Annotated in this window: 26 protein-coding genes; 16 read left to right on the top strand and 10 right to left on the bottom strand. The window is 52.6% G+C overall.

The genetic code is table 11. The features are described from left to right. The 12 genes from TREPR_RS17545 to TREPR_RS17600 all read left to right on the top strand — a co-directional run bounded on the left by TREPR_RS17545 (position 1) and on the right by TREPR_RS17600 (position 11,717). Positions 1-1,053 (top strand): RnfABCDGE type electron transport complex subunit D, encoded by a 1,053-nt coding sequence (locus TREPR_RS17545; RefSeq protein ID WP_015709686.1) that lies wholly within the window; start codon positions 1-3, stop codon positions 1,051-1,053. Beyond that, positions 1,050-1,661: an RnfABCDGE type electron transport complex subunit G gene (locus TREPR_RS17550; RefSeq protein WP_015709687.1), complete on the top strand. Its 612-nt coding sequence runs from the start codon at positions 1,050-1,052 to the stop codon at positions 1,659-1,661. The genes TREPR_RS17545 and TREPR_RS17550 overlap by 4 nt, the downstream gene beginning before the upstream one ends. Next, positions 1,658-2,266 (top strand): electron transport complex subunit RsxE, encoded by a 609-nt coding sequence (gene rsxE / locus TREPR_RS17555; protein WP_015709688.1) that lies wholly within the window; start codon positions 1,658-1,660, stop codon positions 2,264-2,266. Before TREPR_RS17550 ends, rsxE begins: the two co-directional genes overlap by 4 nt. Continuing rightward, the gene (locus tag TREPR_RS17560) at positions 2,263-2,859 is read left to right on the top strand and encodes an electron transport complex protein RnfA (protein WP_015709689.1); all 597 of its coding nucleotides are present in this window, start codon (positions 2,263-2,265) and stop codon (positions 2,857-2,859) included. The genes rsxE and TREPR_RS17560 overlap by 4 nt, the downstream gene beginning before the upstream one ends. Positions 2,860-2,871: 12 nt before the next feature. Further along, positions 2,872-3,690 (top strand): RnfABCDGE type electron transport complex subunit B, encoded by an 819-nt coding sequence (locus tag TREPR_RS17565; protein ID WP_015709690.1) that lies wholly within the window; start codon positions 2,872-2,874, stop codon positions 3,688-3,690. Continuing rightward, a complete protein-coding gene (locus TREPR_RS17570) occupies positions 3,674-4,507 on the top strand; it encodes a DUF6675 family protein (protein WP_015709691.1) in 834 nt (277 codons plus the stop codon). Before TREPR_RS17565 ends, TREPR_RS17570 begins: the two co-directional genes overlap by 17 nt. A 59-nt stretch (positions 4,508-4,566) precedes the next feature. After that, entirely contained in the window at positions 4,567-5,973 is a 1,407-nt protein-coding gene (locus TREPR_RS17575) for an MBL fold metallo-hydrolase RNA specificity domain-containing protein (RefSeq protein ID WP_041611293.1), read from the top strand. A gap of 15 nt (positions 5,974-5,988) precedes the next feature. Then, entirely contained in the window at positions 5,989-7,194 is a 1,206-nt protein-coding gene (locus TREPR_RS17580; RefSeq protein WP_015709693.1) for an aldo/keto reductase, read from the top strand. Positions 7,195-7,211: 17 nt separating this feature from the next. Next, on the top strand, positions 7,212-7,937 hold the full coding sequence (gene rlmB, locus TREPR_RS17585) for a 23S rRNA (guanosine(2251)-2'-O)-methyltransferase RlmB (RefSeq protein WP_015709694.1): 726 nt from the start codon (positions 7,212-7,214) through the stop codon (positions 7,935-7,937). A gap of 82 nt (positions 7,938-8,019) precedes the next feature. Next, a complete protein-coding gene (locus tag TREPR_RS17590; protein WP_015709695.1) occupies positions 8,020-8,490 on the top strand; it encodes an SH3 domain-containing protein in 471 nt (156 codons plus the stop codon). Between the two features lie 4 nt (positions 8,491-8,494). Next, on the top strand, positions 8,495-9,415 hold the full coding sequence (locus tag TREPR_RS17595; protein WP_015709696.1) for a M48 family metallopeptidase: 921 nt from the start codon (positions 8,495-8,497) through the stop codon (positions 9,413-9,415). A 79-nt stretch (positions 9,416-9,494) separates the two neighbouring features. After that, entirely contained in the window at positions 9,495-11,717 is a 2,223-nt protein-coding gene (locus tag TREPR_RS17600; RefSeq protein WP_281054616.1) for a CHASE2 domain-containing protein, read from the top strand. Between the two features lie 211 nt (positions 11,718-11,928). On the opposite strand, the gene TREPR_RS17605 is transcribed toward TREPR_RS17600, so the two are convergent. The 3 genes from TREPR_RS17605 to TREPR_RS17615 all read right to left on the bottom strand — a co-directional run bounded on the left by TREPR_RS17605 (position 11,929) and on the right by TREPR_RS17615 (position 14,623). Next, positions 11,929-12,789, bottom strand: coding sequence for a flagellin N-terminal helical domain-containing protein (locus TREPR_RS17605; RefSeq protein WP_041611295.1), 861 nt, complete (start codon positions 12,787-12,789; stop codon positions 11,929-11,931). A gap of 289 nt (positions 12,790-13,078) precedes the next feature. Then, positions 13,079-14,152, bottom strand: coding sequence for an aminopeptidase (locus TREPR_RS17610; RefSeq protein WP_015709699.1), 1,074 nt, complete (start codon positions 14,150-14,152; stop codon positions 13,079-13,081). Positions 14,153-14,191: 39 nt separating this feature from the next. Further along, positions 14,192-14,623, bottom strand: coding sequence for a hypothetical protein (locus TREPR_RS17615; protein ID WP_015709700.1), 432 nt, complete (start codon positions 14,621-14,623; stop codon positions 14,192-14,194). A 70-nt stretch (positions 14,624-14,693) separates the two neighbouring features. Here TREPR_RS17615 and rsmI point away from each other — a divergent pair, with 70 nt between their 5' ends. From rsmI to TREPR_RS17635, 4 genes are all read left to right on the top strand, one after another. Then, positions 14,694-15,386 carry a 16S rRNA (cytidine(1402)-2'-O)-methyltransferase gene (rsmI, locus tag TREPR_RS17620; protein WP_041611296.1) on the top strand — a complete coding sequence of 231 codons (693 nt, stop codon included), beginning with the start codon at positions 14,694-14,696 and terminating at the stop codon, positions 15,384-15,386. A gap of 42 nt (positions 15,387-15,428) precedes the next feature. After that, a complete protein-coding gene (locus TREPR_RS17625) occupies positions 15,429-15,713 on the top strand; it encodes a flagellar biosynthesis anti-sigma factor FlgM (protein WP_015709702.1) in 285 nt (94 codons plus the stop codon). A 67-nt stretch (positions 15,714-15,780) separates the two neighbouring features. Beyond that, positions 15,781-16,626 (top strand): TrmH family RNA methyltransferase, encoded by an 846-nt coding sequence (locus TREPR_RS17630; RefSeq protein WP_041611297.1) that lies wholly within the window; start codon positions 15,781-15,783, stop codon positions 16,624-16,626. A 17-nt stretch (positions 16,627-16,643) separates the two neighbouring features. Beyond that, the gene (locus tag TREPR_RS17635) at positions 16,644-17,066 is read left to right on the top strand and encodes a four helix bundle protein (protein ID WP_015709704.1); all 423 of its coding nucleotides are present in this window, start codon (positions 16,644-16,646) and stop codon (positions 17,064-17,066) included. Positions 17,067-17,147: 81 nt separating this feature from the next. Here TREPR_RS17635 and TREPR_RS17640 read toward each other — a convergent pair whose 3' ends face one another. The 7 genes from TREPR_RS17640 to TREPR_RS17670 form a co-directional block, all read right to left on the bottom strand. Further along, positions 17,148-17,912, bottom strand: a complete 765-nt coding sequence (locus tag TREPR_RS17640; protein ID WP_015709705.1) for an HpcH/HpaI aldolase family protein — start codon at positions 17,910-17,912, stop codon at positions 17,148-17,150. A gap of 18 nt (positions 17,913-17,930) precedes the next feature. Next, positions 17,931-18,428, bottom strand: a complete 498-nt coding sequence (locus TREPR_RS17645) for a YbaK/EbsC family protein (protein ID WP_015709706.1) — start codon at positions 18,426-18,428, stop codon at positions 17,931-17,933. Positions 18,429-18,468: 40 nt separating this feature from the next. Beyond that, positions 18,469-18,942 carry an META domain-containing protein gene (locus TREPR_RS17650; protein WP_015709707.1) on the bottom strand — a complete coding sequence of 158 codons (474 nt, stop codon included), beginning with the start codon at positions 18,940-18,942 and terminating at the stop codon, positions 18,469-18,471. Between the two features lie 45 nt (positions 18,943-18,987). Further along, positions 18,988-19,482 (bottom strand): META domain-containing protein, encoded by a 495-nt coding sequence (locus tag TREPR_RS17655; RefSeq protein WP_015709708.1) that lies wholly within the window; start codon positions 19,480-19,482, stop codon positions 18,988-18,990. Positions 19,483-19,544: 62 nt separating this feature from the next. Beyond that, complete coding sequence (locus TREPR_RS17660; RefSeq protein WP_015709709.1) at positions 19,545-21,119, bottom strand: ABC transporter permease subunit; 1,575 nt, start codon at positions 21,117-21,119, stop codon at positions 19,545-19,547. Next, positions 21,116-21,880, bottom strand: coding sequence for an ABC transporter ATP-binding protein (locus TREPR_RS17665; protein ID WP_015709710.1), 765 nt, complete (start codon positions 21,878-21,880; stop codon positions 21,116-21,118). Before TREPR_RS17665 ends, TREPR_RS17660 begins: the two co-directional genes overlap by 4 nt. 12 nt (positions 21,881-21,892) lie before the next feature. Then, on the bottom strand, positions 21,893-22,885 hold the full coding sequence (locus TREPR_RS17670; RefSeq protein ID WP_041611835.1) for an extracellular solute-binding protein: 993 nt from the start codon (positions 22,883-22,885) through the stop codon (positions 21,893-21,895). Positions 22,886-22,913: the final 28 nt, after the last annotated feature.

Genomic DNA, 22,913 nt, shown 5'->3' on the forward strand with positions numbered 1-22,913 from the left:
ATGGCACAAAATGAATCTCTCTCTCAGGAGCTTTTCCTCTCCTCAAGCCCTCACATTGCATCAAAAGTTGCTGCCCGTAACCTGATGACCAATGTGCTGATTGCCCTGGCGCCTGCCACGGTCTTCGGGGTGCTTATCTACGGAATTCCCGCACTGTTGAACATCCTGGTATCCATAGTGGCAGCGGTAGCGGGGGAATCCCTGTTCCGGTGCATCACCAAACAAGATATCCGGGCTAAGGACCTTTCCGCCGTGGTAACCGGGCTGCTTTTAGCCCTGGTACTTCCCCCCACAACCCCCCTCTGGATGACCGCCCTGGGAGCGGTTTTCGCCGTGGTGGTGGCCAAGGAATTCTTCGGCGGCCTGGGGGCCAATGTGTTTAACCCCGCCCTCATCGGCCGGGCTTTTCTCCTCATGAGTTTCCCCGCTTCCATAGCCACCTGGGCCCGGCCCCTGGGCTTTGGAACCACCCTGACCGATGCGGTAACCGGCCCCACTCCCCTGGGAATTTTTAAACTGAGCGGAGGTTTACCGGGGGTGGGCGCGGACTTTGTCGCCGCCGGGCTGGCCAAAACTCCCGACTACTGGACCACTATAAAGACCCTCTTTATCGGTATCCACGGGGGCACCACCGGTGAATCATCCATACTGCTTATCCTGGTCGGGGCGATCTTCCTCCTGGCCACAAAAACCATTGACTGGCGGGCGCCGCTCACCATGATTGTGTCCGCCTGTATCCTGTCCCTGATACTGGGGATGGATCCCCTTTTCAGCATATTTTCCGGGGGGCTCATTTTCGGTGCCTTCTTCATGGCCACTGACTATGTATCCGCCCCCCTCACCGCCAAAGGAAAACTCATCTTCGGCTGCGGCGCGGGGATCATCGCGGTACTTATCAGGGTATTCGGGAACTACCCCGAGGGGGTTTCCTACGGCATCCTGATCATGAACGCCGCCACCCCATTCCTCAACCGCTTCCTTCAAAAAAAATATGGCTTTGTGCCTAAGAAAAAGCCCGCCCCTGCCGGCGGCGCACAGGGGGGTACAAAATGAAGGGAACGAAAGTTTCAGGTATTTTAAAACTCGGTATCATCCTGACCCTCTACGCCACTGTGGCCTGCGTGGGCCTGGCCTTCGTGTATTCCGCCACGGAAAAGGTTATCGAAGAGCGTCAGCAGGCGGATCTGGAAGCCGCCCTGAAGGAGCTGTTTCCCGATGCAGATGGCTTCGATGATCTTAAGGGTGCAATTAAAAGCCCCGACCCGTCGGTTAGCTTTGGGGACCAATACAAAGTTCTCCGGGGGGGCAGCGTTATAGGCGCCGCCATCCGGGCTACCGGCGCCAGTTACGGCGGGCCGGCAACGATCTTGGCCGGTGTGGACACCGGCGGAAAAATCAGCGGCGTTAAAATACTGGAGAGCTCCGATACCCCCGGGCTGGGGGCAAATGCCGGGTCCCCCACTTATTTTGTGGATAAAGCAAAGGGCTTAACCTTTTACGGCCAGTTCGCCGGGAAATCTGTAAACGACCCCTTTGAAGTGAAGGGCGATGTGATCGCCATTACGGCGTCCACCATCACCAGCCGATCCATTACCCACATCGTTAAAACCGCAGGATCCGCGGTCCGGACTTGGCTGGAAACTTCAGGAGGCGTTAAATGAACCGGTTCTTCAAAATATTTACCAATGGCTTGATAAAGGAAAATCCCCTGCTGGTGCTGATGATAGGGCTCTGTTCATCCCTGGCAGTTACCACTTCGGTGGTTAACGGTATAGGTATGGGGCTTTCCATGACCTTCGTGCTCCTCATGTCGGAAGTGGTGATCAGTATCTTCCGGAAACTCATCCCCGAGTCCATCCGTATACCGGTGTTCATCATCGTTATCGCCGCCTTTACCACCGTAATAGACTATATGCTCAAGGCCTACTTTCCGGATCTGTCCAAGGCCATGGGGGTCTTTATCCCCCTTATCGTGGTTAACTGCATCATCATGGGCCGGGTCGAATCCTTTGCATCCAAACAGCCCTTGGGAAATGTAATCTTTGACGCCCTGGGCATGGGCTTGGGGTATACCTGGGTACTTACGGGAATATCCCTTGTCAGGGAACTTCTGGGGAACGGCACCATCCTGGGTATCCAGATCTTCCCCGACAGCTATACCCCGATTCTGTTCTTCATCCTGCCCCCGGGAGGGTTCTTTATCTTTGCCCTCTTCATCAGTTTCAATCTCTTTCTTAAATCCAAGAACAAGGAGGCCCGGACATGATCCTCTTCAAGATCTTCATCTCCGCCTTTCTCATTAATAACGTTGTGCTCATGCGCTTTATCGCCCTTTGCCCCTTCATAGGGATGAGTACCGATGAGGACAAGTCCGTCGGTATGGGCTTGGCGGTTACCTTCGTAGTAGTCCTGGCAACCTGCGTTACCTGGCCTATTTACCGCTTTATCCTGGAACCTAACGGCCTGGTGTTTCTCCAACTTCTGGTGTTCATCCTGGTTATTGCCGCCCTGGTTCAGCTGGTGGAATTCTACCTTAAGAAATCCGCCCCGGCCCTCTATGGGTCCATGGGTATCTACCTGGCCCTGATCACCACTAACTGCGCCATCCTGGCAGTTACCCTGGAGGTGATTAATAATAACTGTGTGTTCACCGGAAAACCCTATACCTTTGTGGAGTCCGTAGTGTACGCCGTGGGGGTTGCCGCAGGCTTCCTGCTCGCCCTGCTCCTCCTTTCGGGGATACGCAGGCGGATAAGGACCAGCCCACTTCCTTCATTCCTTAAAGGGACCCCCATACTGTTTGTTTCGGCGGCCCTTCTGTCCATGGCTTTCATGGGTTTCTCGGGATTAGTTAAATAAGGAGCTGCCGGTATGAGTATCGTTTTAATTACCGCCCTGTTTGCCGCCATTCTGGCCTTTGTTTTAGGAGTGGCCCTGGGCTTTTTCAAGGATTTCTTCGCCGTTGAAGAGGACCCCCTTAAAGGGCAGGTCCGCGAGTGTCTGCCTGGCGCCAACTGCGGCGCCTGCGGGTTCCCGGGCTGTGACGGTTACGCCACTGCGGTTGCCTCCGGCAGCGCCGCAACCAACTGCTGTTCCGTGGGTGGAAAAGATGTGGCGGAAAAGCTTTCCGCCCTCATGGGAGTAAGCGCCGGTTCCATAACCCCGCTGGTAGCCATCATCGCCTGTCAGGGCACGCCGGATAAGGCCCCTGCCAAGGGAAACTATACGGGCCTGCAAACCTGCCGGGGAGCCAAGCTCTCCACCGGGGGAACCAAGCTCTGTGTCTGGGGTTGCCTGGGTTACGGGGATTGTACCGTGGTATGCCAGTTCGGCGCCCTGAGCCTGGGCGAAAACGGCTTGCCAAAAGTGGATCACACCAAGTGTACGGGCTGCAAGGTCTGCGTGGCCGAATGTCCCCAGGGCGTCATCAGGGCCGTTGCCAAGGATTCCCAGGGCGCCGTGGTGACTTGTTCCAACCGGAACCCTTTAAAAGCTACTGTGTTAAAGACCTGCAAGGCGGGGTGCATCAAGTGTGAACTCTGTGTAAAGAACTGCCCGGAAAACTGCATCACCCTGCAAAACGGCATCCCCGTGGTGGATTATGCCAAATGTACTTCCTGTGGTACTTGTGGAGAAAAATGCCCCACCAAGGTATTCAAGATACTTCAAAAAGATGTCATTGCAGTTTAAACGTTTCTCCGTTCTTTTTCTGTTACTGTTACTGTTACTGGCTGTTGCCGGGACAAGCTCCTCCGCCACCCTGGAGGAGCTTGTCGGCACTGACCGGGCGGCGGCCCTTTCCGGGCCGGAGCCTATTACCGAAGCCCAGCTAAAGGATCCCCAGCCCAGGCTCATCCCCATGGATGCCGGCCTCCGCCGCTTTGTTGACGAAGCCATGGATGCCCTGGACCCCAGCCTGTTTGTGGAAAGTCTCTCCTTGTATAAAAAACCCCCCAGCGCCGCCGAACCCTGGACCGAAGCGGAACGGAACGCCCTCTACAACGAAACCCTAGCCATCAGCACCCTTGCGGGGATAGAGTACTTTTCCGTCAGCCGGAACCGGATGCGGACTTTTTACGAAACTTCTACGGTTATCGACGGGCCCGAAACCAAAAAGCCCCTGACTGATCCCGTCTATACCACCCCTCCGGCAGAACTGCGTATCTATGCCCGCCAGAAGGACCTGACCTTCGGAGACAATATTTACCAGTATACCTACTATACCCGGACCGATGCCCTGATCTTTGTCCAGGAAAACCTCAGTCCCATGTCCGTGGGGCCCATTTCGGTGGTTAGGAAGAACCGTCTGCGCTCGATAATCGCGGTTATTGACGCCGGAGACAGCCTGCTGGTATACGTGGCCTCCATGGCAAAGGCCGCCTCCTTTCCCGGCATGAACGAGCGGGCAGGGCGCTCCTTTACCAACCGGGCAGAGGCTATCCTGACATGGTTCTCCGTCCGAGCGGGGACGGCTTTTGAAAAAGCAAAAGCCGGGGCATCCTCCTAGCGTATCGGCGGCCTGGGTAAACCCTATTTTTTATGCCTGAAAACAGGTATCCTCTTCCCATGGGTATTACATTCTATTCCCTCGGTGCAGCCGAGGAGGTAACCGGTTCCAAGCACGTTATCGAAGTAGACGGCGCGTCCTACCTTGTCGACTGCGGCGCTTTCCAGGGGGCCCGGGCTGAGGCGGACCGGAAAAACCGGAACTTCGGTATTGAGCCGGATCGGATTGAGGCGGCGGTCCTGACCCACGGTCATTACGATCACTGCGGCCTGCTGCCCCTGCTTACCAAGCGGGGCTACCGGCGGAACATCTTCACCACCCCGGCTACCCGGGATCTGGCCAACCTGATCATGATGGATTCCGCTAATATCCAGTCCCGGGATGCGGACTATCTCTGCCGGCAGGCCCAGAAGCGGGGGGAACAATTCAACTGGGAACCCCTGTTTGACGAAAAGGACGTAATCCGGGCCACCAGCCAGATGGTGGGGATTTCCTATAAGCGGCCCATCTTTCTGGGCGAAGGGGTGGAGCTGGAATTCTACGATGCCGGTCATATCCTGGGTTCCGCCATGGCCTACATCACCGTAAAGAAAAACGGCAAAAAGACCCGCATCCTCTGCAGCGGGGACCTGGGCCGTAGTAATAAGCCCATCATCAATGACCCGGATATAAGCCCGCCGCCGGACTACGTGGTGCTGGAAAGCACCTACGGCGACCGCCGCCACGATTCGGCGGATGACGCCCTGAAGCGGCTGGGGGAGATAGCCCAGCGGACGGTCCGCAATAAGGGGCGGATCATCATCCCCGCCTTTGCCATAGAGCGTACCCAGGAACTGGTCTACTACTTTCACCTCCTGGTGGACCGGGGGATCATTCCGGAAATCCCGATTTATGTGGATTCCCCCATGGCCACCAACGCCACCACCATCTTCCAGGTCCACCCGGAATGTTACGATAGCGATGTCTACGAGGCCTTTATCAAGCACCATAAAAACCCCTTCGGCTTTAACAGCCTGCACTTTACCACCAGCGTGGAAGAGTCCAAGGCCCTCAACAAACATCCCGGCCCGGTGATCATCATCTCCGCCGACGGCATGTGCGAAGCGGGCCGCATCCAGCACCACCTGATCAACAGCATTGAGGACCCGAACACCACCATTCTCACCGTGGGCTACATGGCCCAAAACACCCTGGGCCGCCGTATCCGCAACAAGGAGACGGACCTGAAGATCCACGGCCAATGGTTCAAACGCCGGGCGGAGGTGGAGGAACTCAACGCCTTCAGCGCCCATGCCGACTACTTTGAGGCGGGGAAATGGCTGGACTCCCTGGACAGGTCAGGGCTGAAGAAGGTCCTCCTGGTCCACGGCGAACCTAAGGCCCAGGCGGCTTTTAAGAAGTACCTGGAAGAAAAGGGCTATCCCACAGAAATTGTGCAATACGGAAAAACCTACAATCTGGACTAAAAGAGAGGGATAAAAATGCAGTATCGCTTGGATAAAAAAACGGGGAATAAGCTGTCCGTATTGGGGTTCGGCAGCCTCCGGTTTCCAAAAAAATTCGGGACCACGGACTTGCAAAAGACGGAGCCCCTGGTGATGCGCGCCATTGAGGGGGGGGTGAATTATTTTGACGCCGGGTACTTTTACTTCGGCAGCGAGGAAGTGCTGGGGACCATATTTGAAAGAAACAAGATACGGGAAAAAGTCCACTTCGCCACCAAGATGCCCCTGGTCTTGGTCCGGGGTCCCGAGGATTTTGACAAATTCTTTAACAAGCAATTGGAACGGATACGATCGAATTATATTGATTACTACCTGATCCACATGCTCCCGGATATTGAATCCTGGAAAAACCTCTGCAAGTGGGGGATTGAGGACTGGATACGGGAAAAGAAGCGGCAAGGCGCCATCCGGTCCATGGGCTTTTCCTTCCACGGCCGACAGAATGAATTCCTTTCCCTCATCGATGCCTATGACTGGGATTTCTGCCAGATCCAGTACAACTACTCGGATGAAAATTTTCAGGCCGGGGTTACGGGCCTGAAAAAAGCCTCCGCAAAGGGCATGCCGGTGATGATCATGGAGCCCCTTTTGGGGGGCAAGCTGGTAGGCGGCCTTTCCCCCAAGGCGGTGGATATATTCAAACAGGCAAACCCCGACTGGTCCCCCGCGGGCTGGGGCTTCCGCTGGCTCTGGAACCAGAAAGAGGTGACTGTCACCCTTTCCGGCATGACCGATATTTCTCAGATTGAAGAAAATCTTAAGGCTGCGGATACCGCTGCGCCGGGTTTGCTCAGCCAGGCGGATATGGAGGTCTATGGCCGGGTGCAGGAAGAATTCAAATCCGCCTACAAGGTGCTCTGTACGGGCTGTAACTACTGTATGCCCTGTCCGCAGCAGGTAAACATACCCGCCTGTTTCGCCGCCTACAATATTTCCTACACCATGGGCCGGCTGACAGGGATACAAAACTATATTTTTAGCAATGTTCTGGTGGACTCAAAAGAATTCGGCGGCGCCGGACTCTGCATAAAGTGCGGGGCCTGCGAAAAAAAGTGCTCCCAGAATATCCCCATCATCAAAACCTTACAGGCGGTGCGGAAACGGCTGGAGCCGCCCTGGGTTAAGTGGCCTATGCTCTTTTTTGGTGGGCTTTTCAAGAAATTCGGCGGGCGGAAGGCCTGAATGATCGGAGCGAAAACATGACCTATTTAACGGGCTTTCACGCCATAGAAGAACGCATCAAGTCCGGGGGCGGCGCCGGGCCGCTTCTGGTGGCAAAGGCCGGGCCCCGGGCCCGGGAAATCGTGGATCTGGCGGTGGATCGCAAAATACAAGTGAACCGGGTGGGTACCCACGAACTGGATCGCCTGGCCCCGGACCACCGGGGCATCGCCCTGTATACCGAAGATGTCGGCGCCGGGAACGAGGCCTCCCTGGAGGGGTTCCTCACCGGGCTGGGGGAACAGAAAGACGCCCTGGTGGTGGTGCTGGACGAAATCACCGACCCCCACAACTACGGGGCCATACTCCGTTCCTGCGACCAATTCGGCGCGGACCTGGTAATCACCCGGCATAGGCGTATCGCCAAACACGCCGAAACCGTGGCCCAAACTTCTGCCGGGGCGGTTTCCTGGGTACCGGTGGCGGAAACTCCCAACCTGCCCAGGGCTGTGGAACAACTTAAAGAGGCAGATTTCTGGGTCTACGGCGCCGATATGACCGGGGAAGCGGTTTGGGAACGGGACCTCCGGGGCCGGGTGGCGATCATCCTGGGCGGGGAGGGGACCGGCATCTCCCGGCTCCTCCGGGAAAACTGCGACGCCATGGTGGCCATACCCTCCAAGGGCCGGATAGACTCCCTCAATGTTTCCGTAGCCGCAGGGGTTCTGTTCTATGAACTAACCCGGCAGCGGGCAAAAAAATAGTTTGGATTCCTGAAAAGGCCCAGTGATACAGCCCATTGGATACTTTTTATTTTTCGTAGTATATTAGATATAAGGGGGATGTATGAAACGGTTAATTCTATTTATCGTCCTGGGACTGTCGGTGACAAGTTTTATGGCTGCCCAGTCCCTAAAGGGCAAGACCGCCTATGTGACCGCCAGAAAACTGGAATTAAAAAGTTCCACCGCCTTTTTCGCGGATGTTTTAGGCGCCCTGTCCTACGGGGATCAGGTCACGGTCCAGGATGAATATCAAAAATGGGCCAAAGTGCAGACCACCGATAAGCCAAGCCTGAACGGTTGGGTTGCCTCCTCCAGCTTAACCACGAAACGGATTATCGCCTCAGATGGTACCTCCGCTTCGGCCAGCGAAATAGCCCTGGCAGGAAAAGGGTTTAATCAGGAAGTCGAAAACGCGTACCGACAGTCAGAAAAATTAAACTACGATGCTATTGACGCTATGGAAGCCTCGGGTGTACCGAATAGGCAGTTGTATAATTTCCTTTTGGAAGGCCACCTGGCCCGGGGGGAATAGGGCGATGAAAATTCAAATTAAACGGGCGCCGGTCCTCTGCATGATCCCGACCTTTGCCCTTGTGCTTTTTTCATGCGCAGGTATGGCCAGGGCCATTGGAGAAAGCGCCGATGAGATGGGGGAGTCCAGGGGGGCCAATGCATTGTCCCAGTCCGCCCATTCAATCGAAAAAGCCTTGGAAACAATTACCCCGGATCAGAAGTACTATATAGGACGGGCAGCCGGGGCGAATATCCTTTCCAATTATCCGATTTATACTGAAAACCCCGATTTGGTTCTCTACTTGAACGAGATTGCCACAGCCATCATCATTAATTCATCCTCCCCTTCGTCTTCGCTATTAAAACCGGAATTGTTCTCAGAGCCGGTCAACGGGTACCATGTGGCGATCCTGAACAGCCCGGAAATTAACGCCTTTTCTACCTCCGGGGGCCATATTTTTGTAACCCGGGGGCTTCTGGAATGTGCGGCCTCTGAGGATACCCTGGCGGCGGTTATTGCCCATGAAATAGCCCACATTCAGTTGCAGCATGGCATTAGGGCTATTAAGTCCAGCAGAGTAATAAACGCCATCACCACAACCGGGTCTTCAGCTGCGGGTTTTGCCCTGTCTGAGCTTACGGAGATCCTTAATGAGGCCGCAACGGACATTGTTTCCGCCATGAATAACGGTTATGCCCAGGAACAAGAATTCGCCGCAGACAACCAAGCCTTAAAACTCCTGGCAGACGCCGGGTATGAGCCTTCAAGCCTAACCATCATGCTGCAATCCCTGAAAACGAATCAGCCCAGTCATCCCGGCGGGTTCAATCAGACCCACCCCAGCCCGGAGGAACGGATCGCCAAGCTTAACAGGCCTTTACAGCAGTACTCGGTGCAGGATACCCGATCCTACCGGAACGCCCGGTATAGCGCTATCCAATAGCCAAGGGGGGGCTGAAAGTGCCGGAGATTGAAAAATTAAAATAAGGGCTTTTTTTAAAAAAATATCCACACCAATAATTATTGTTTCGGTTTTTTTAGTATTAACCTTGGGCTATTTTTCCGGCATCTTTGACTTTCTTGAATTGAAAACCTATGACTTCCGGGTCCGGCTTTTTGCTTCTTCAAAAACTACCTCCGATGATATTTACGTGGTGCTTCTGGATCAGCCCAGCATTGACTGGGCGGCCCAGGAACGGGGCTGGTCCTGGCCCTGGCCGCGGCAAGCCTATGCGGAAATGATCAACTATATGAATATCGCCGGGGCCTCTGCGGTAGCCTTTGATGTTATCTTTTCTGAGCCATCGGTATACGGGTCGGAGGACGATGCGGCCTTCATCAATGCGGACCGGGACTTTGGACGGACCGCACATACCGTTTTTTTCAGCTCCCGGTGGGGCAGCACCAAATCCTGGCCTCCTGAATTGAACACCAAGACCTTTAATCTCACCAACTTTGATTCCGTTATTTCTGGCTACAATCTGTTAAATTCCGTGGAAAATGCGGAGAAAAAAACTATCGGCGCCCAATTCCCCATACCAGGGCTGCTGACTACCGCAGGAAGCATCGGCAATGTAACAAGCCTCATTGAATCCGACGGAATTGTTCGGCGGGCCCGGCTTTTTACCCTCTTTGACGGGAAAGCGGTACCGGGGCTTTCCGCAGCATCCCTGTTAGTAGCCGGAAGTGATACGGATATCAGCTATGACCAGAAGGATCGCAGCATCCGTTGGGGGGAATATACCATTCCGGCAGGAAAAAACGGCGGCAGCCTTCTCCGGTTCAAAGGCGGGGACCTGGATAAATATTGGCCCTATTCGGCCAGTAAAATACTCCAGAGCGCCGAGGCTTATGCCAGGGGAGAAGAACCGGTATTGCCCCCGGAAGAATTTACCGGGAAGTTTGTTTTTTTTGGCCTTTATGCGGCGGGGCTCTTCGACATTTGCACCACCCCTATCAGCTCGACCTATCCCGGCATGGGCGTCCATATCACCATGCTGGATAATATCCTCAAAAATGATTTTATCCGCGAAAGCCCTTCTAGCCTGGCGCCCCTGATGAGTTTTCTCGCCATAGCCATCATGGTTATCCTGGTTCTGTATAGTTCCCACATTACCATTACTGTTGCCGGCAGCGTTGCTTTGATCGCCATCATTACCGGCATAGGTTTCCTTGCCTATTACCTGGGCTATTGGATCACCATAGTATTTCCCCTGTCGGGAGCGATCTTCGCATTCCTGGCAGCCTCTATTTATAAGTATGCCACCGAAGGCAGCCAAAAGCGCTTTATAAAATCTGCCTTCTCCCGCTACCTTTCCCCTTCAGTGATCGAACAGATCATTGTTGATCCTTCAAAACTTAACCTGGGGGGCGAAAAACGGGAAATGACCGCCATCTTTACGGACATTCAGCGTTTTTCTTCCATTTCCGAGGCCCTCCAGAATGAATACGCCGACGAAGGCCCCAAGGTACTGGTTGACCTCCTTAACCTCTACCTTACGGAGATGAGTAATATCGTCCTTGATAATGGAGGCACCATCGACAAATTCGAAGGGGACGCCATCATTGCCTTTTTTGGGGCTCCCATCTGGACGGATCAGCACGCCATCCTGGCCTGCCGCAGTGCTATCAGGATGAAGAAGCGTGAACTGGAACTACGGGAAGATATCATGAAAAGCGAAGGCGCCTTTTACACCGCCTTAAGTAAGCTGATAGCCGATAAGGTGATCCGCCCTGAGCGGCCCCTTTACACCAGGATTGGGATCAACACCGGGGACATGGTGGTGGGCAACATGGGCACCCCCAACAAGATGGACTACACGATCATGGGAAACGCAGTAAATCTGGCTGCCCGGCTTGAGGGGGTCAACAAACAATACGATACCAGCGGCATTCTGATAAGCGAATATACCCGCGCTAAAATCGGGGATGCCTTTGCGCTGCGGGGACTAAGCCGGGTAAGGGTAGTGGGGGTCAATACGCCCCTGCGGCTCTATGAAATACTGGATCTGCGGGAAGACGCTGCGCCGGCTATGTTGGATATGCTGGGCTTTTGGGAAAAAGCTTTTGACGCCTATGAGAGACAGGACTTCACCGGAGCGTTGGATCTTTTCAAATCAATATACCGGGAAAACGACCAGGACCGGGTTGCGAAACTGTACCTGGACCGCTGTGAAAAATATGCCTCCACACCCCCAAGCCCGGAAAAATGGGATAATGGGGTCGATAACCTAACCGAGAAATGAGTAAATCTATTGAACAAATTAGGCGGGATTACCGGGTGCTTTTCTAGATAAAAAGAAGCCGTTCCGGCCTAAGCCGGAACGGCGCCTTCCCGTGAAAAAATGCAAGCATTTTTTCTTAGGAGTTTTTCCTTTCGGAAAAACTCCAGGAACGTTTTCTGCACTAAAAACCGCATAGCGGTTTTTAGAAGACAAAAACCAAAGGTTTTTGTCCCTATTGCAGAAGCTGGAGTACAGTCTGACCTTTCTGATTGGCCTGAGCCAGCATAGCGGTCCCAGCCTGGTTGAGGATCTGGTTCTTCGTAAAGTTAACCATCTCACTCGCCATGTTGGTATCGCGGATGCGGGATTCCGAAGCTTGCATATTTTCAGCTCCGACATCCAAGCCACGGACTGCGTGTTCCAGGCGGTTCTGGTAGGCGCCAAGATCAGCTCGCTGCTTATTGATCTTCTTAATCGCCTCGTCGAGGGTTCCAATGGCACGGTTGGCGTTGTCCGGAGTGGACAACGTAAGAATACTCTCGTCACCGACATTGCGGACTCCAAGGCCCTTCGCAGTCATGGTGCCGATAAACACCTGTTCCCGTTGATCCATGTTGGCGCCGATATGGAACCACATAGAAGCGGTAACAACATTCTCACCGACAATGCGTCCGAACCGACCTGTAAGAAGGTTCATACCATTGAACTGAGCGTGGGACGCAATCCGGTCAACTTCATCAATAAGCTGAGAAACTTCGACCTGAATGTACATCCGGTCTTCATCGGTGTAAACACCGTTCGAAGACTGAACCGCCAGCTCGCGGATACGCTGAATGATGTCCTGGGTTTCCTGAAGGTAACCCTCCGTTGTTTGAATGAATGAAATACCATTCTGGGCGTTGCTGGACGCCTGATTCAAACCGCGGATCTGACTGCGCATTTTTTCGGAAACTGCGAGTCCTGAGGCATCATCACCGGCGCGGTTGATGCGCAAGCCGCTTGATAGTTTCTCCATGTTCTTGTCCAGGGAAACCTGGGTGACCTTGAGGGACCTATCAGCAAACATTGCACTTAAGTTGTGATTAATTATCATAAATTCACTCCCTTGGCATTTTCGGCGCACCGTCGTCCCTTGACGACGATCAACACCGCGGCATCCTTGCCGTTGCTTTAGTAAAACGTGCCTGAACCCTCGACCCACCCGTTCCCGGAAGGGTGAGGATTGGACTATTCCACGGAGGCCCGACGGGCACATGGTTCAGTCCTGTTTCATTTTAAGTATCGGTCTTTGGAAAATTGGCTTTAGGGGAATTTATAAAAACCGGAAGCAGAAGAATATTTTAAACTCTAGGATGAAGAAGGTAAAAAAGGGCAAGCTCGTTTTATGGCATCAGGCCCAGGGCCTGTTCAAGCTGGGCTTTTGGGTCCCCCCGGGCTTTCAATGTTTTAACCGCGGTGATAAAGGCGGGAAGGTCCCGGCCGGAGCGCTCGTAGAGGTCCAGGAAATAGCGGTCCTCCTCATAGTAGAGGCGGTACAATTCCAGGTAGGCGTTATTTATGGGGAGCTCGGAGAAGCCGCGGTAATTGTCATTTTGAAAGAAGGTATCGTAGTTTTCGTTAAACCGAGCCTTAGCGGCCAGAATGATTGCTTCTTTTTTTTGTAATTTTTCCTCTCTTGAGATCCCGCTGTCATAGAGAAGCCCCAGTTCAGCTATAAGTTCCCGAATAAAGCTGAGAAAAGCCTCCCTGCCCCCATCGGACCCGGTAATGGCCCGGTACTCCTCCGAATCGGCGCCATAGATTTTCTCTATATAAAGGCGGGCCCCTTCGCTTCCAACAAATTCTGCCAATTCTTCATTAAATTGGGAGTGATTCTTTAGATAAATTGTGGCGTGAAGAGATTCATGGATAATAAGGTCCGCCAGATGATGGACCGGATACTCTTTCATATAAGAATAGAGGGGATCGGAAAACCAGCCCAGGGTGCTGAAGGCATCCACCCCGCGGACCCAAACATCTAAGTCCTTCTTCTCCAACTTGGCCCTTTCTTTACGGGCATCTTCGGGGTTAAAGAATCCTTTATAAGGGACAGAGCCCACCACGGGAAACCACCATTCATGGCGGGTAAAAGAATCCTGGGCGGAGGCGGAAACCACCGCTGCCAGATAGTCCCGGTCAATGGCGACATATTTAGTATAATTGGTGGTTTCCCGCAGCCCAAGTTCTTCCAGGGCAAAACGGCGTATATCCATCACCTGCCTTGCGAACTCAGCATCGGCGCTATCCGGAGAATCAGCCAGGGTCTTCATGGGAACCGCCTTCCCCAGATAGCCCAGCAACGCACTTCCCTGTGTCAGGGTATAGCACCCGGAAAAAAGGGCACTTCCCCCAAGTAGTACCCCTGCCGCAGCCAAAACAGGTATAAAGGTGATTAGTACCGAACCGTTTATTTTCATGCCTATAGTATAGTCACCGAAAAGCCCTGTTCCCAGTCTTTACCGATGGGACCCGAGGAACCCCCGGCAGCGGCTGCACCCCAGGACATGAACATGGGATCGGCCTGGTTTGTCAAACAGCCGGGCAACAAGGTTTTCGTCATAGTTCAGTACCGCCCCACAAACCGGGCAGATCCGGGGCCGGTCACCCTCAAGGCAATAGGGGCAGCCGGCTATGGACATAAGCCGGTCAGCTTTCCCCATTGAGGGATAGGCTGAGGATTTTACCTTTTCCCCATGGAGCAGCCGGATGGAGCAGACCGGGCAGGTTCTGGGGGCGCCGGCTTCCCCTTCCAATTCATCTTCCTGGTTTTTGTTGTCCTTTCCGGAACCCTGCCCTTTTTTTCCCTGGCCGAAAAAAAGATTGTATCCAAACCAAAAAAGCATCACCCCTATAACAACAAAAACCAACATTTGAAAATATGAATTCATTTTTTACCCTATTATATTGAGCAAGTTTCGGCTTCTAGGCGACCGGAACCATACCGGGTATACTTGCGGCGTGTCAACCTTGTATATTATCGGTACACCCATAGGGAACTTGGGTGATATAAGTTTCCGGGCAGTGGAAACCCTTAAAACCGTCGATCTGGTGGCCTGCGAAGACACCCGACGTACCCTCAAGCTATTGAGCCACCTGGGTCTGCGTATCCCCTTGATTTCGTGCCGGGCCCAAAATGAAGCAGCCGCTGCGGAAAAGATAATACTCTCACTAAGTGAGGGAAAAAATGTAGCCTATGCAAGTGACGCAGGAACACCAGGGGTAAGCGACCCCGGGGCTGTACTGGCATACCTGGTCGCAGAGGCGGGATACCAGGTTATCCCCATACCGGGGCCATCGGCCTTCGCCTCTCTGGTAAGCGTTGCCGGGGGCATGGACAAAACCGTCATCTTTGAGGGATTTTTATCACCAAAGGCAGGCCGCCGCCGTTCCCGGCTAAAAGAACTCCTGGATACAGAAGCGGCCTTCGTATTATATGAATCCCCCTTCAGGGTTCTCAAGCTTTTGGAGGATCTGGCCGATCTAGATAATGAGCGATATATATGTGTAGGAAGGGAAATGACAAAAATACATGAGGAATATCTTCGCGGTTCCGTAGCGGAGGTTTTGCTTATTTTGGAGGAAAAAACCAAACAAATTGGCGAATTTTCTGTGTTTGTGTCTGGAAAGAAAACCAATAATCGAGTAAACTAATAGTGGATTTATGCCGATAATTGGAGAAGGTAGGATATGAGTATGACGATCGACAGGATAGGTTCCATAGATCCCATTCCCCCCGGAAAAAAGCCCGGACGGAGCGGTCAAGTAAGCCAGAACGCTAAGACTGATTCCATCTCTCTCTCTTCAGAGGCCTTGGAAAAAAGCGAGCAACTTCAGGCGAGGGAACTCATTTTTGCGGCGGCGGACGTAAGGGCTGAACGCATCGCGGAAATGAAAAGCAAGATCAATGATCCTTCCTATATCAACGAAACCATCCTGAAAGGCACCGCCGATAAAATTATGGAAGCCTTTGGTTTATAATTTCAAATAACGTAAATACCGGCGGAACCCAGTGGTTCCGCTTTTTTTTGACCTTTTAGGGAGATCCATGATACCCTTACAAAAATTAGAACGGCTGCCCCGCTCCCAGGGTCTGCGCAAAATTGCGAAACTGTTCACCGAAGCCGAACACCGGCTGAGCCTGGGCGAAGCGCCGGCCCCGGACTACATCGCCTATTTGCAGAGTCTCGCGGCGCTCCTGACCCGGGATGATTCCTTTTCCCCAGCCGCCCTACAAGCCCTAAACGCCGCCGCTATTTGTCTGCAAGGGGAGCTCCCAGAAGACATCGGTTCTATCCGCCGGGCACTCAATACGGTCAGGCATATCATCCTGGCCGAAACCGGGCAACAGACCGCAGACTGGGATTTTATCGACCATGGCGGCAAGCTTGACCCCCAAAGGCGCCGAAGTTTTCCAGGGATGGTGGTATACCTGGAGGATATCCGTTCTCCCTTCAATGTGGGGGCCATGTTCCGTACCGCTGAATCCTTCGGTGTTGAAAAAATTTTCCTCTCCCCCCTCTGCGCCGATCCTACCCATCCCCGGGCGAAAAGGACCGCCATGGGCTGTATCGACATTCTGCCCTGGGAACGTCTGGACGCAGAATATGCGGAATCGCCCCTATTTCCTCCGGCATTGTCCCAGGCGCCATTATTCGCCCTGGAAACCGGGGGAACCGATATTGCCCATTTTTGTTTTCCCCAAAAAGCCGTAATGATAGTAGGCTCCGAGGAATTGGGGGTAAGCCACGAAGCATTAGCCGCCGCAGACGCCTCTCTGGGCCGGCTCTCTATCCCCACCTATGGCGCCAAAGGCTCCCTGAACGCATCGGTAGCCTTTGGTATCGCCCTGCAAGCCTGGGCAGCCGCCTTAGTATTGCATGAAGCAACCTAATTGCTTATCCTTACCCTATGGACGGCAATGCCACAAAAACAAAAAGCAGACAATTCGCTGTTAAAATTATACAGATTTACAAGAACCTCTCAAATAACAAGAAAGAATATGTTATGTCTGAACAGCTTTTGCGCGCCGGTACGGGAATAGGGGCTAATCTCGCAGAAGCGGAATGTGCCGCCAACAAACCCGAATTCATAGCTAAGGTTCAGCAAGCTTTAGAAAAATGCGCTGAAACCCGGTATTGGCTGGAAATTCTCGGTGAAGCAGATTTGATTACAGAATTTGAATGTAAAAACAATATCCAGGAATGCGACGAATTGCGGAAAATACTGTTCTATACAATCAAGAGTCTTAAAACATCACCAGGACAAGATCCGAAACCGGCGGTCCCGCAAGCAGCGCAGCCACCATCTCCACAACCCAAAAAAGTCCAATAAGCTTCTATAAAGTAAGCACCGGGTACTAAACACGACTTGCGAATAAAAGGGTGTGTTTCACGTGAAACACTCGGAACGCCCTTACCCTTTCAATTCCTTAACGGCACCGATACAGCCATCACTTAAAAACCGCAGATCCGATCCGGCAATAATATACCTGAACCCCAGTTTGGAAAATTGTTTCGCTTGCTCCACTGAAAAAGTAAAGATACCCGCATATTTGCCGTATTTAGCGGTAATTTCCAGAACCGTGTCCATAATTTTTTGTACCTGGGGTGCATTTATCTGTCCGGGAATACCCATGGACTGGGAAAGATCAAAGGGGCCGATAAAAATAACATCCACCCCGGGAACCTGGGCAATGGCGTCAAGGCTGGGAACCCCGGCTATATTTTCGCACTGCACCGCTATCAGAAGATTGTCATTGGCTTGCTTAAAATAATTCGGCAGATCGATACCCATACCGTAATCGGCGCCCCGGCCAAGACCAACGCCCCGGAATCCCTGGGGAGCGTATTTTGCAGCCCGAATTATTTCCTCCGCCTCCTCAACTGAATTCACCTGAGGAAGGAGTAAGCCTTGGGCGCCAATATCTAGGCTGCGGAGTATGCTGGAATCAAGCTTGTTCGGGGTGCGGATAAATATGGGAGTATTCCGGCTTTCAGCGGCCATAATCAGGAGACGGTTTGTCTCATCCGAAGATGGGGCGTGTTCGCTATCAATGGTTATAAAATCAAACCCAGCCAGGGCCATGATCTCCACCATTTCTGCGGAAACCCCATTGGAAAACACTCCATAGATAGTTTCCCCTGCCTTGAGCTTTTCCTTAGCTATATTGGTATGCATTTTTCCTCCTAATTGGCCTTACTGCTCTGTTTCACGTGAAACATCTTCTGCAATTTCTTTGCAGACATCCACCCATCCCTTACTTAGAGAATATTCCTCAAGTTCTTCCATGGTCAACTCTATGGCAGAATTGCTGCTTCCACAGGCTGGGAAAACAGTAGTGAACCGTTTCATGGAAATATCCAGATATACCATAACATCCGGAGGAAGGCCAAAGGGACAGACACCCCCCACCGCATGGCCTGTAAAGTGCAGGGCCTCCTCCGGGGAGAGCATTTTTGCCTTTATGCCGAAATGTTCCTTATATTTGCGGTTATCCAGCTTCATGTCCCCGGCAATTACCACAACTATAGCACCATCCCCCATTTTAAGGGAGATGCTCTTGGCAATCCGGGCGGGAATAAGCCCCAGGGCATTTGCCGCTTCTAAAACCGTGGCGGTGGAAGCGTCCCTTTCAATAATGTCATTATCCCGACCCCAACGCCTCAAGTGCTCGCGCACCCGCTCAATCGACATTTGCTTAGCCCTCGTTTAAAAATCTTCTATATAAAAAGAATTATTTGTTGATAAAAATCAAAATTGCGCTAATCCCGTCCGGTGTTGCGGAGTACAGTTCAAGCCGATCCTGGATGAGCTCCCAGCGCTTGACCTTCTCCAGGAAAGCAAAAAACTCGGCTTCCCGAAGCCGTTCAGGGGCCAGGCTCTTTTCCGCCGGGGTAATATTCATCTGTTTAAGTGAAAAGGCCTGGCTATCACCCTGATCATAGGAGGCAGTATACGCTTCCGGTGCCGCTTTACCATTTACCCCGGCGGTATGAATGGTCAGGGTAAAGATATCGTCCAACCCTTCGGTTTTCAATTTTGCACGATCAAAAAGAATGGTATCCCGGGAAAGGTCTGCCGGATCGATCCTGACTTCCACCAACTTCCATTCTTTATCCTGAATGTCTGTCAGGGAAGGTCCTCCGGCGCAGGAACCCAGATAAAAAAATATGGCAAAAAATATGGGGAAAATCCACCTTTTTCTCATAGTACTATCAGGATAGTACTATTATTAATTAATTGCAATTAAAGCCTATTTTTCTTTATAGGTAAAAACCAGAACTACGGGATCGCCTTCGGGAGTTTCGGTAAACAGCTCAAGGGTATCCTGGGCGCTTAAATCCCACTGGCTTACCTTTTCCAGGTAGCTATAATAGTCCCGCTCCTGAAGGCCTTCGGGTTCCACAAAGCTCATCATTAGGGTACCCGCAATGGGGCTTATAGAAATCTCTTGATCTTTTCCTAAGGTATAGGGGGCAAAATACCGGTTTGGGGCGCCTTTACCGCTTATTCGTTCATTATCAATAAATAAGCTAAAGTCGTCACCCGTGCCATTGGCTTCCAAAATCCGCCGGTTAATAGCAATATCGCCGGATTCAGTCTTGACCGTATCCAGTACCCATACTTTCCCCTGAACCTCATCAAAGGAGATTGAAGGCGTCCCCTCAACTACATCACTTTTACTGGCACAGGCAAGGGTTAAAACAGCCGCCAGGCCCAGGGCAAAGATTTTTGAAAATTGTTGCATAGTACACTCCTGGGATAAGGATACTAAAATAATCATGTAAATGCAAATCTCCGGTGGAAATGTTAATCACCGTTACGCTTCATATTTTTCCGTATTACATAAACCAGGCATTTTATGATGAAGTTACATACCAAAATAATGAGTGAAACAAAGGCGGCGGCTTCTAAAAAAAGCTGGGCTTCAAACTGGGTTATCATAAGGGAGACCGGCTTATTCCTGACCGTATTCAGAAAGGAAACCGCGGAAATAGTCATCATGGAATTGACAAAAAAATAGGAGAGCATCTCCACGATGGTGAGCTTAGTCTGAGGGATGAGCACATCCTTTAGTATGCGGAACCGGCTTATCCCCAGGGTACGCCCCACGTCTTCCAGGTTGTGGTTGAGCTTGCCCAGGGAGTTATAGGCCATAAGGTAGGGGGAGGCCAGGAAGTGGACCGTATTTACCAGGATCAGCATGGACAGGGTACCGTAGATAAAAGAGCCCTTAAAAAACAGCACGTATGCAAGCCCCAAAACCAGCCCGGGGATGGCCAGGGAGGTAATGGAAATAAGGTGCAGGGCCTTGGATGATTTTCCAGTAAACCGGGCGGTACAATAGGCAATAATGTAAGACAGCAGGGTCCCCAAAACCGAAACCCCAAGGGCAATGATCAGAGAATTGACCAGGTACCTGCCGGCGCCCATGTTCATGGTTTTGGCAATGTTCGCCAGGGAAAAACGCATGTCCTCAGGGTACCGGGCGACAAAGGTGAGTACCACAAACACCACTATGGGCAGGGCGATCAGGATACAGACCAAGGCACAGTACCCGTAGGCAAATCCGTTCCGCACCCTGCTTTCCCGCCGGGCCTTTTCCTGGATCACAAAACTTTGATTTCCCCGTTCCTTGCTCGCCAGGTCGAAGGCAAAGGCAATCACTGCGGGGATAAGCAGGAATGCACCAATCACGGAACCTCGGCTGAAATTGAGAAGCCCGATCACCTCCTGGTACATCAGGACCGGCAGGGTGGTAAACCGGCCGCCTATCATCAGGGGGACACCGTAATCGGTAAAGATCAGGGTAAAGGTGGCAAACACCACCGAGATCAGGGGCTTGCGCAGATAGGGGAAAGTGATGGAAAAAAACTGGCGGTACCGGGGAATGCCCAGCACCGACGCCGCCTCATAGGGGGAGCCGTCCTCGTATTTCAGGATATCCGCCAGCATGAGGAAGGCCACCGGAAAGGCGTAAAGCACAGACCCCATAACAATGCCCCGGAACCCGTAGATTGTGCCGTGCAGCCCCAGAAACCGAGTGATAACTCCATTGGACCCCAGGAGTATCACTAGCCCCATACCGTGGGAAATTGAGGGGATCAGCATGGGCAGGGTCACAAAGACACTGAAAGCTTCCCGGAAGCGGATACCCGTACGGACCACACAGAGGGCAAAGACATAGGCGATGGCAATAGAAATAAGCGTTCCCGCACCGGCGGCGGCTATGGAATTCCCCAGGGCCTGCTTAAACTTCTCCGAGCCGATAATCTCCGCAACATCCGCCCCAGCCAGATTGGCCAACATTGCCAGGAGAGGGCAGACGATGGTAACCAGCAGAACCAAGGCCAGGAGCAGCTTCACCGGGCCGATATTTTTCACCGCTTGACCTGCACATACTTGACCAGGGAATTGATCTTCAGTTCCAGGTTGTCAATGACAAATTCCCGGACAAAGTTATCCGCAGGACTAGCGATAATGTTTTCCGGAGTGTCCAACTGGTGGATAACTCCATTGTCCATCACCATAATCCGGTCCGAAAGGGCAAAGGCCTCCTCCTGATCGTGGGTGATGTAAACCATGGTGGAATGGAACTGTTCCTGGATACGCTTGATTTCCTTCCGCAGCAGGAGCCGGGTGGCGGCATCCAGGGCGGACATGGGTTCGTCAAAAAGGATGATCTCCGGGTTCATCGCCAGGGTACGGGCTATGGCTACCCGCTGCTGCTGGCCCCCGGATAGCTTGTAGGGCTTCTTGCGTATATGCTCAGTCAGCCCCACCTGTTCGATAATATTTTCCGCTATGGCCCGGGCCTGTCCCCTACGGTCCCGGTTACAGCGGAGGGCGTATTCCACATTGCCCAGAACCGTCATGTTCTGGAACAAGGCGTAGTTCTGGAACACAATCCCCATGTTGCGGCCCGCCGGGGGAACACGGGTAATATCTACCCCATCCTTGATGATACTGCCGGCAGTGGGGGCCAGGAGGCCGATAAGGATGCGCAGAATAGTGGTCTTCCCGCAGCCGGAGGGCCCCAGGATAGATAAAAATTCCCCTTCCTTTACGGTAAAACTAATGCGGTGCAACACCTCTTGTTTATTAAAAATATGAACAAGATCCCGAACCGCTAATTTATCCCCCATACCCGGCCCCGCCTAGTACTTCCACTTCGTCAGCAGCCGTTCTTTTTCCACCAGATCGTTTATCCCCCGCATGTCCATGTAGGGGATATCCTTGGGGTAATTGGGTATAGTGTTCACCTGGTTCTTAAAAATGGGTTCCGGGCAGTAGAGGTCCTTATCCTCCGTAACCAAGGTGGTCATGGCAAACTGGAACACCTCCCGCACTATGGGTTTGCTTTCCCGGCCCTTGATAATGCCCATACCCGTGGTCACACTGGGCGCCCCCTCCTGGAAGAAGATCAGCGTGAAGTTCGCCCCCCGGTTATTAATTGCCTCAGTGGCGGTGATGGTCATACCCAGGCCGATAAGGGCCTCCCCCTGGATCAGCGCGTTCACCGGGCCAGACCCGGAGGTGGTAAACTGGAGGACGTTATCTGCAAACCGGTCAAAGTAGGCAAAGGCCGCATCCTCCCCCCAACTGTTGATAAGTCCCTTGAGAAACATATAGCCGGTACCGGATGTTTTCGGGTTCGGCATGGAGAGCAGCCCCTTGTATTTTGGGTCCAGCAGTTCCTGAAAGGAACCGGGGACCGGGAGCCCCTGGCTTGCTAGCCGGGCGGGATTTATAACCACCGCCCCGGAGGATTTATCCCAGGGCAGGTATTTATGGTGGGCTGGGATCAGATCAGGGAGGAATGCCGAAAGGTCGAAGGAAGAGAGATCCGCCAGGACATCGGTTAAACCTTCCAAATAAGCGGTTTCCAGATTGAGGATAATATCCGCCTCCGTATCGGTCCCCTCGGCCTTAATTTTTGCCGCATGGTTCCCCGTGGAAAGTACCTGGAGGGTGATATCATAGTTAGGAAATTTTTCTTTCAGAAGCTGCTGCATATGCTCGGTTCTGAAATCTTCGGTACTGGTATAGATAATTACCCGATTATCCTGTTTCGGCGCACAGCCCGCAAAAACCAGAACTAGAGCTGTAGCCATCATGATCCTGAATAGGACGCCGGTTTTTTTTACCATTGGTTCTCCCTTACTATTTATTTTATCA

It is taken from the genome of Treponema primitia ZAS-2 (assembly GCF_000214375.1).
GTDB classification, from domain to species: Bacteria; Spirochaetota; Spirochaetia; order Treponematales; family Breznakiellaceae; genus Termitinema; species Termitinema primitia.

Coding starts and splice junctions, on each gene's coding strand:
- TREPR_RS17590 (WP_015709695.1), top strand. CDS start 8,020: ATGAAACGGTTAATTCTATTTATCGTCCTGGGACTGTCGGTGACAAGT.
- TREPR_RS17665 (WP_015709710.1), bottom strand. CDS start 21,880: ATGGGGGATAAATTAGCGGTTCGGGATCTTGTTCATATTTTTAATAAA.
- TREPR_RS17565 (WP_015709690.1), top strand. CDS start 2,872: ATGAGTATCGTTTTAATTACCGCCCTGTTTGCCGCCATTCTGGCCTTT.
- TREPR_RS17605 (WP_041611295.1), bottom strand. CDS start 12,789: ATGATAATTAATCACAACTTAAGTGCAATGTTTGCTGATAGGTCCCTC.
- rsxE (WP_015709688.1), top strand. CDS start 1,658: ATGAACCGGTTCTTCAAAATATTTACCAATGGCTTGATAAAGGAAAAT.
- TREPR_RS17640 (WP_015709705.1), bottom strand. CDS start 17,912: ATGCATACCAATATAGCTAAGGAAAAGCTCAAGGCAGGGGAAACTATC.
- TREPR_RS17650 (WP_015709707.1), bottom strand. CDS start 18,942: ATGAGAAAAAGGTGGATTTTCCCCATATTTTTTGCCATATTTTTTTAT.
- TREPR_RS17670 (WP_041611835.1), bottom strand. CDS start 22,885: ATGGTAAAAAAAACCGGCGTCCTATTCAGGATCATGATGGCTACAGCT.
- TREPR_RS17580 (WP_015709693.1), top strand. CDS start 5,989: ATGCAGTATCGCTTGGATAAAAAAACGGGGAATAAGCTGTCCGTATTG.
- TREPR_RS17550 (WP_015709687.1), top strand. CDS start 1,050: ATGAAGGGAACGAAAGTTTCAGGTATTTTAAAACTCGGTATCATCCTG.
- TREPR_RS17570 (WP_015709691.1), top strand. CDS start 3,674: ATGTCATTGCAGTTTAAACGTTTCTCCGTTCTTTTTCTGTTACTGTTA.
- TREPR_RS17645 (WP_015709706.1), bottom strand. CDS start 18,428: ATGTCGATTGAGCGGGTGCGCGAGCACTTGAGGCGTTGGGGTCGGGAT.
- TREPR_RS17615 (WP_015709700.1), bottom strand. CDS start 14,623: ATGAATTCATATTTTCAAATGTTGGTTTTTGTTGTTATAGGGGTGATG.
- TREPR_RS17575 (WP_041611293.1), top strand. CDS start 4,567: ATGGGTATTACATTCTATTCCCTCGGTGCAGCCGAGGAGGTAACCGGT.
- TREPR_RS17625 (WP_015709702.1), top strand. CDS start 15,429: ATGACGATCGACAGGATAGGTTCCATAGATCCCATTCCCCCCGGAAAA.
- TREPR_RS17635 (WP_015709704.1), top strand. CDS start 16,644: ATGGACGGCAATGCCACAAAAACAAAAAGCAGACAATTCGCTGTTAAA.
- TREPR_RS17545 (WP_015709686.1), top strand. CDS start 1: ATGGCACAAAATGAATCTCTCTCTCAGGAGCTTTTCCTCTCCTCAAGC.
- TREPR_RS17630 (WP_041611297.1), top strand. CDS start 15,781: ATGATACCCTTACAAAAATTAGAACGGCTGCCCCGCTCCCAGGGTCTG.
- TREPR_RS17595 (WP_015709696.1), top strand. CDS start 8,495: ATGAAAATTCAAATTAAACGGGCGCCGGTCCTCTGCATGATCCCGACC.
- TREPR_RS17610 (WP_015709699.1), bottom strand. CDS start 14,152: ATGAAAATAAACGGTTCGGTACTAATCACCTTTATACCTGTTTTGGCT.
- TREPR_RS17655 (WP_015709708.1), bottom strand. CDS start 19,482: ATGCAACAATTTTCAAAAATCTTTGCCCTGGGCCTGGCGGCTGTTTTA.
- rlmB (WP_015709694.1), top strand. CDS start 7,212: ATGACCTATTTAACGGGCTTTCACGCCATAGAAGAACGCATCAAGTCC.
- TREPR_RS17560 (WP_015709689.1), top strand. CDS start 2,263: ATGATCCTCTTCAAGATCTTCATCTCCGCCTTTCTCATTAATAACGTT.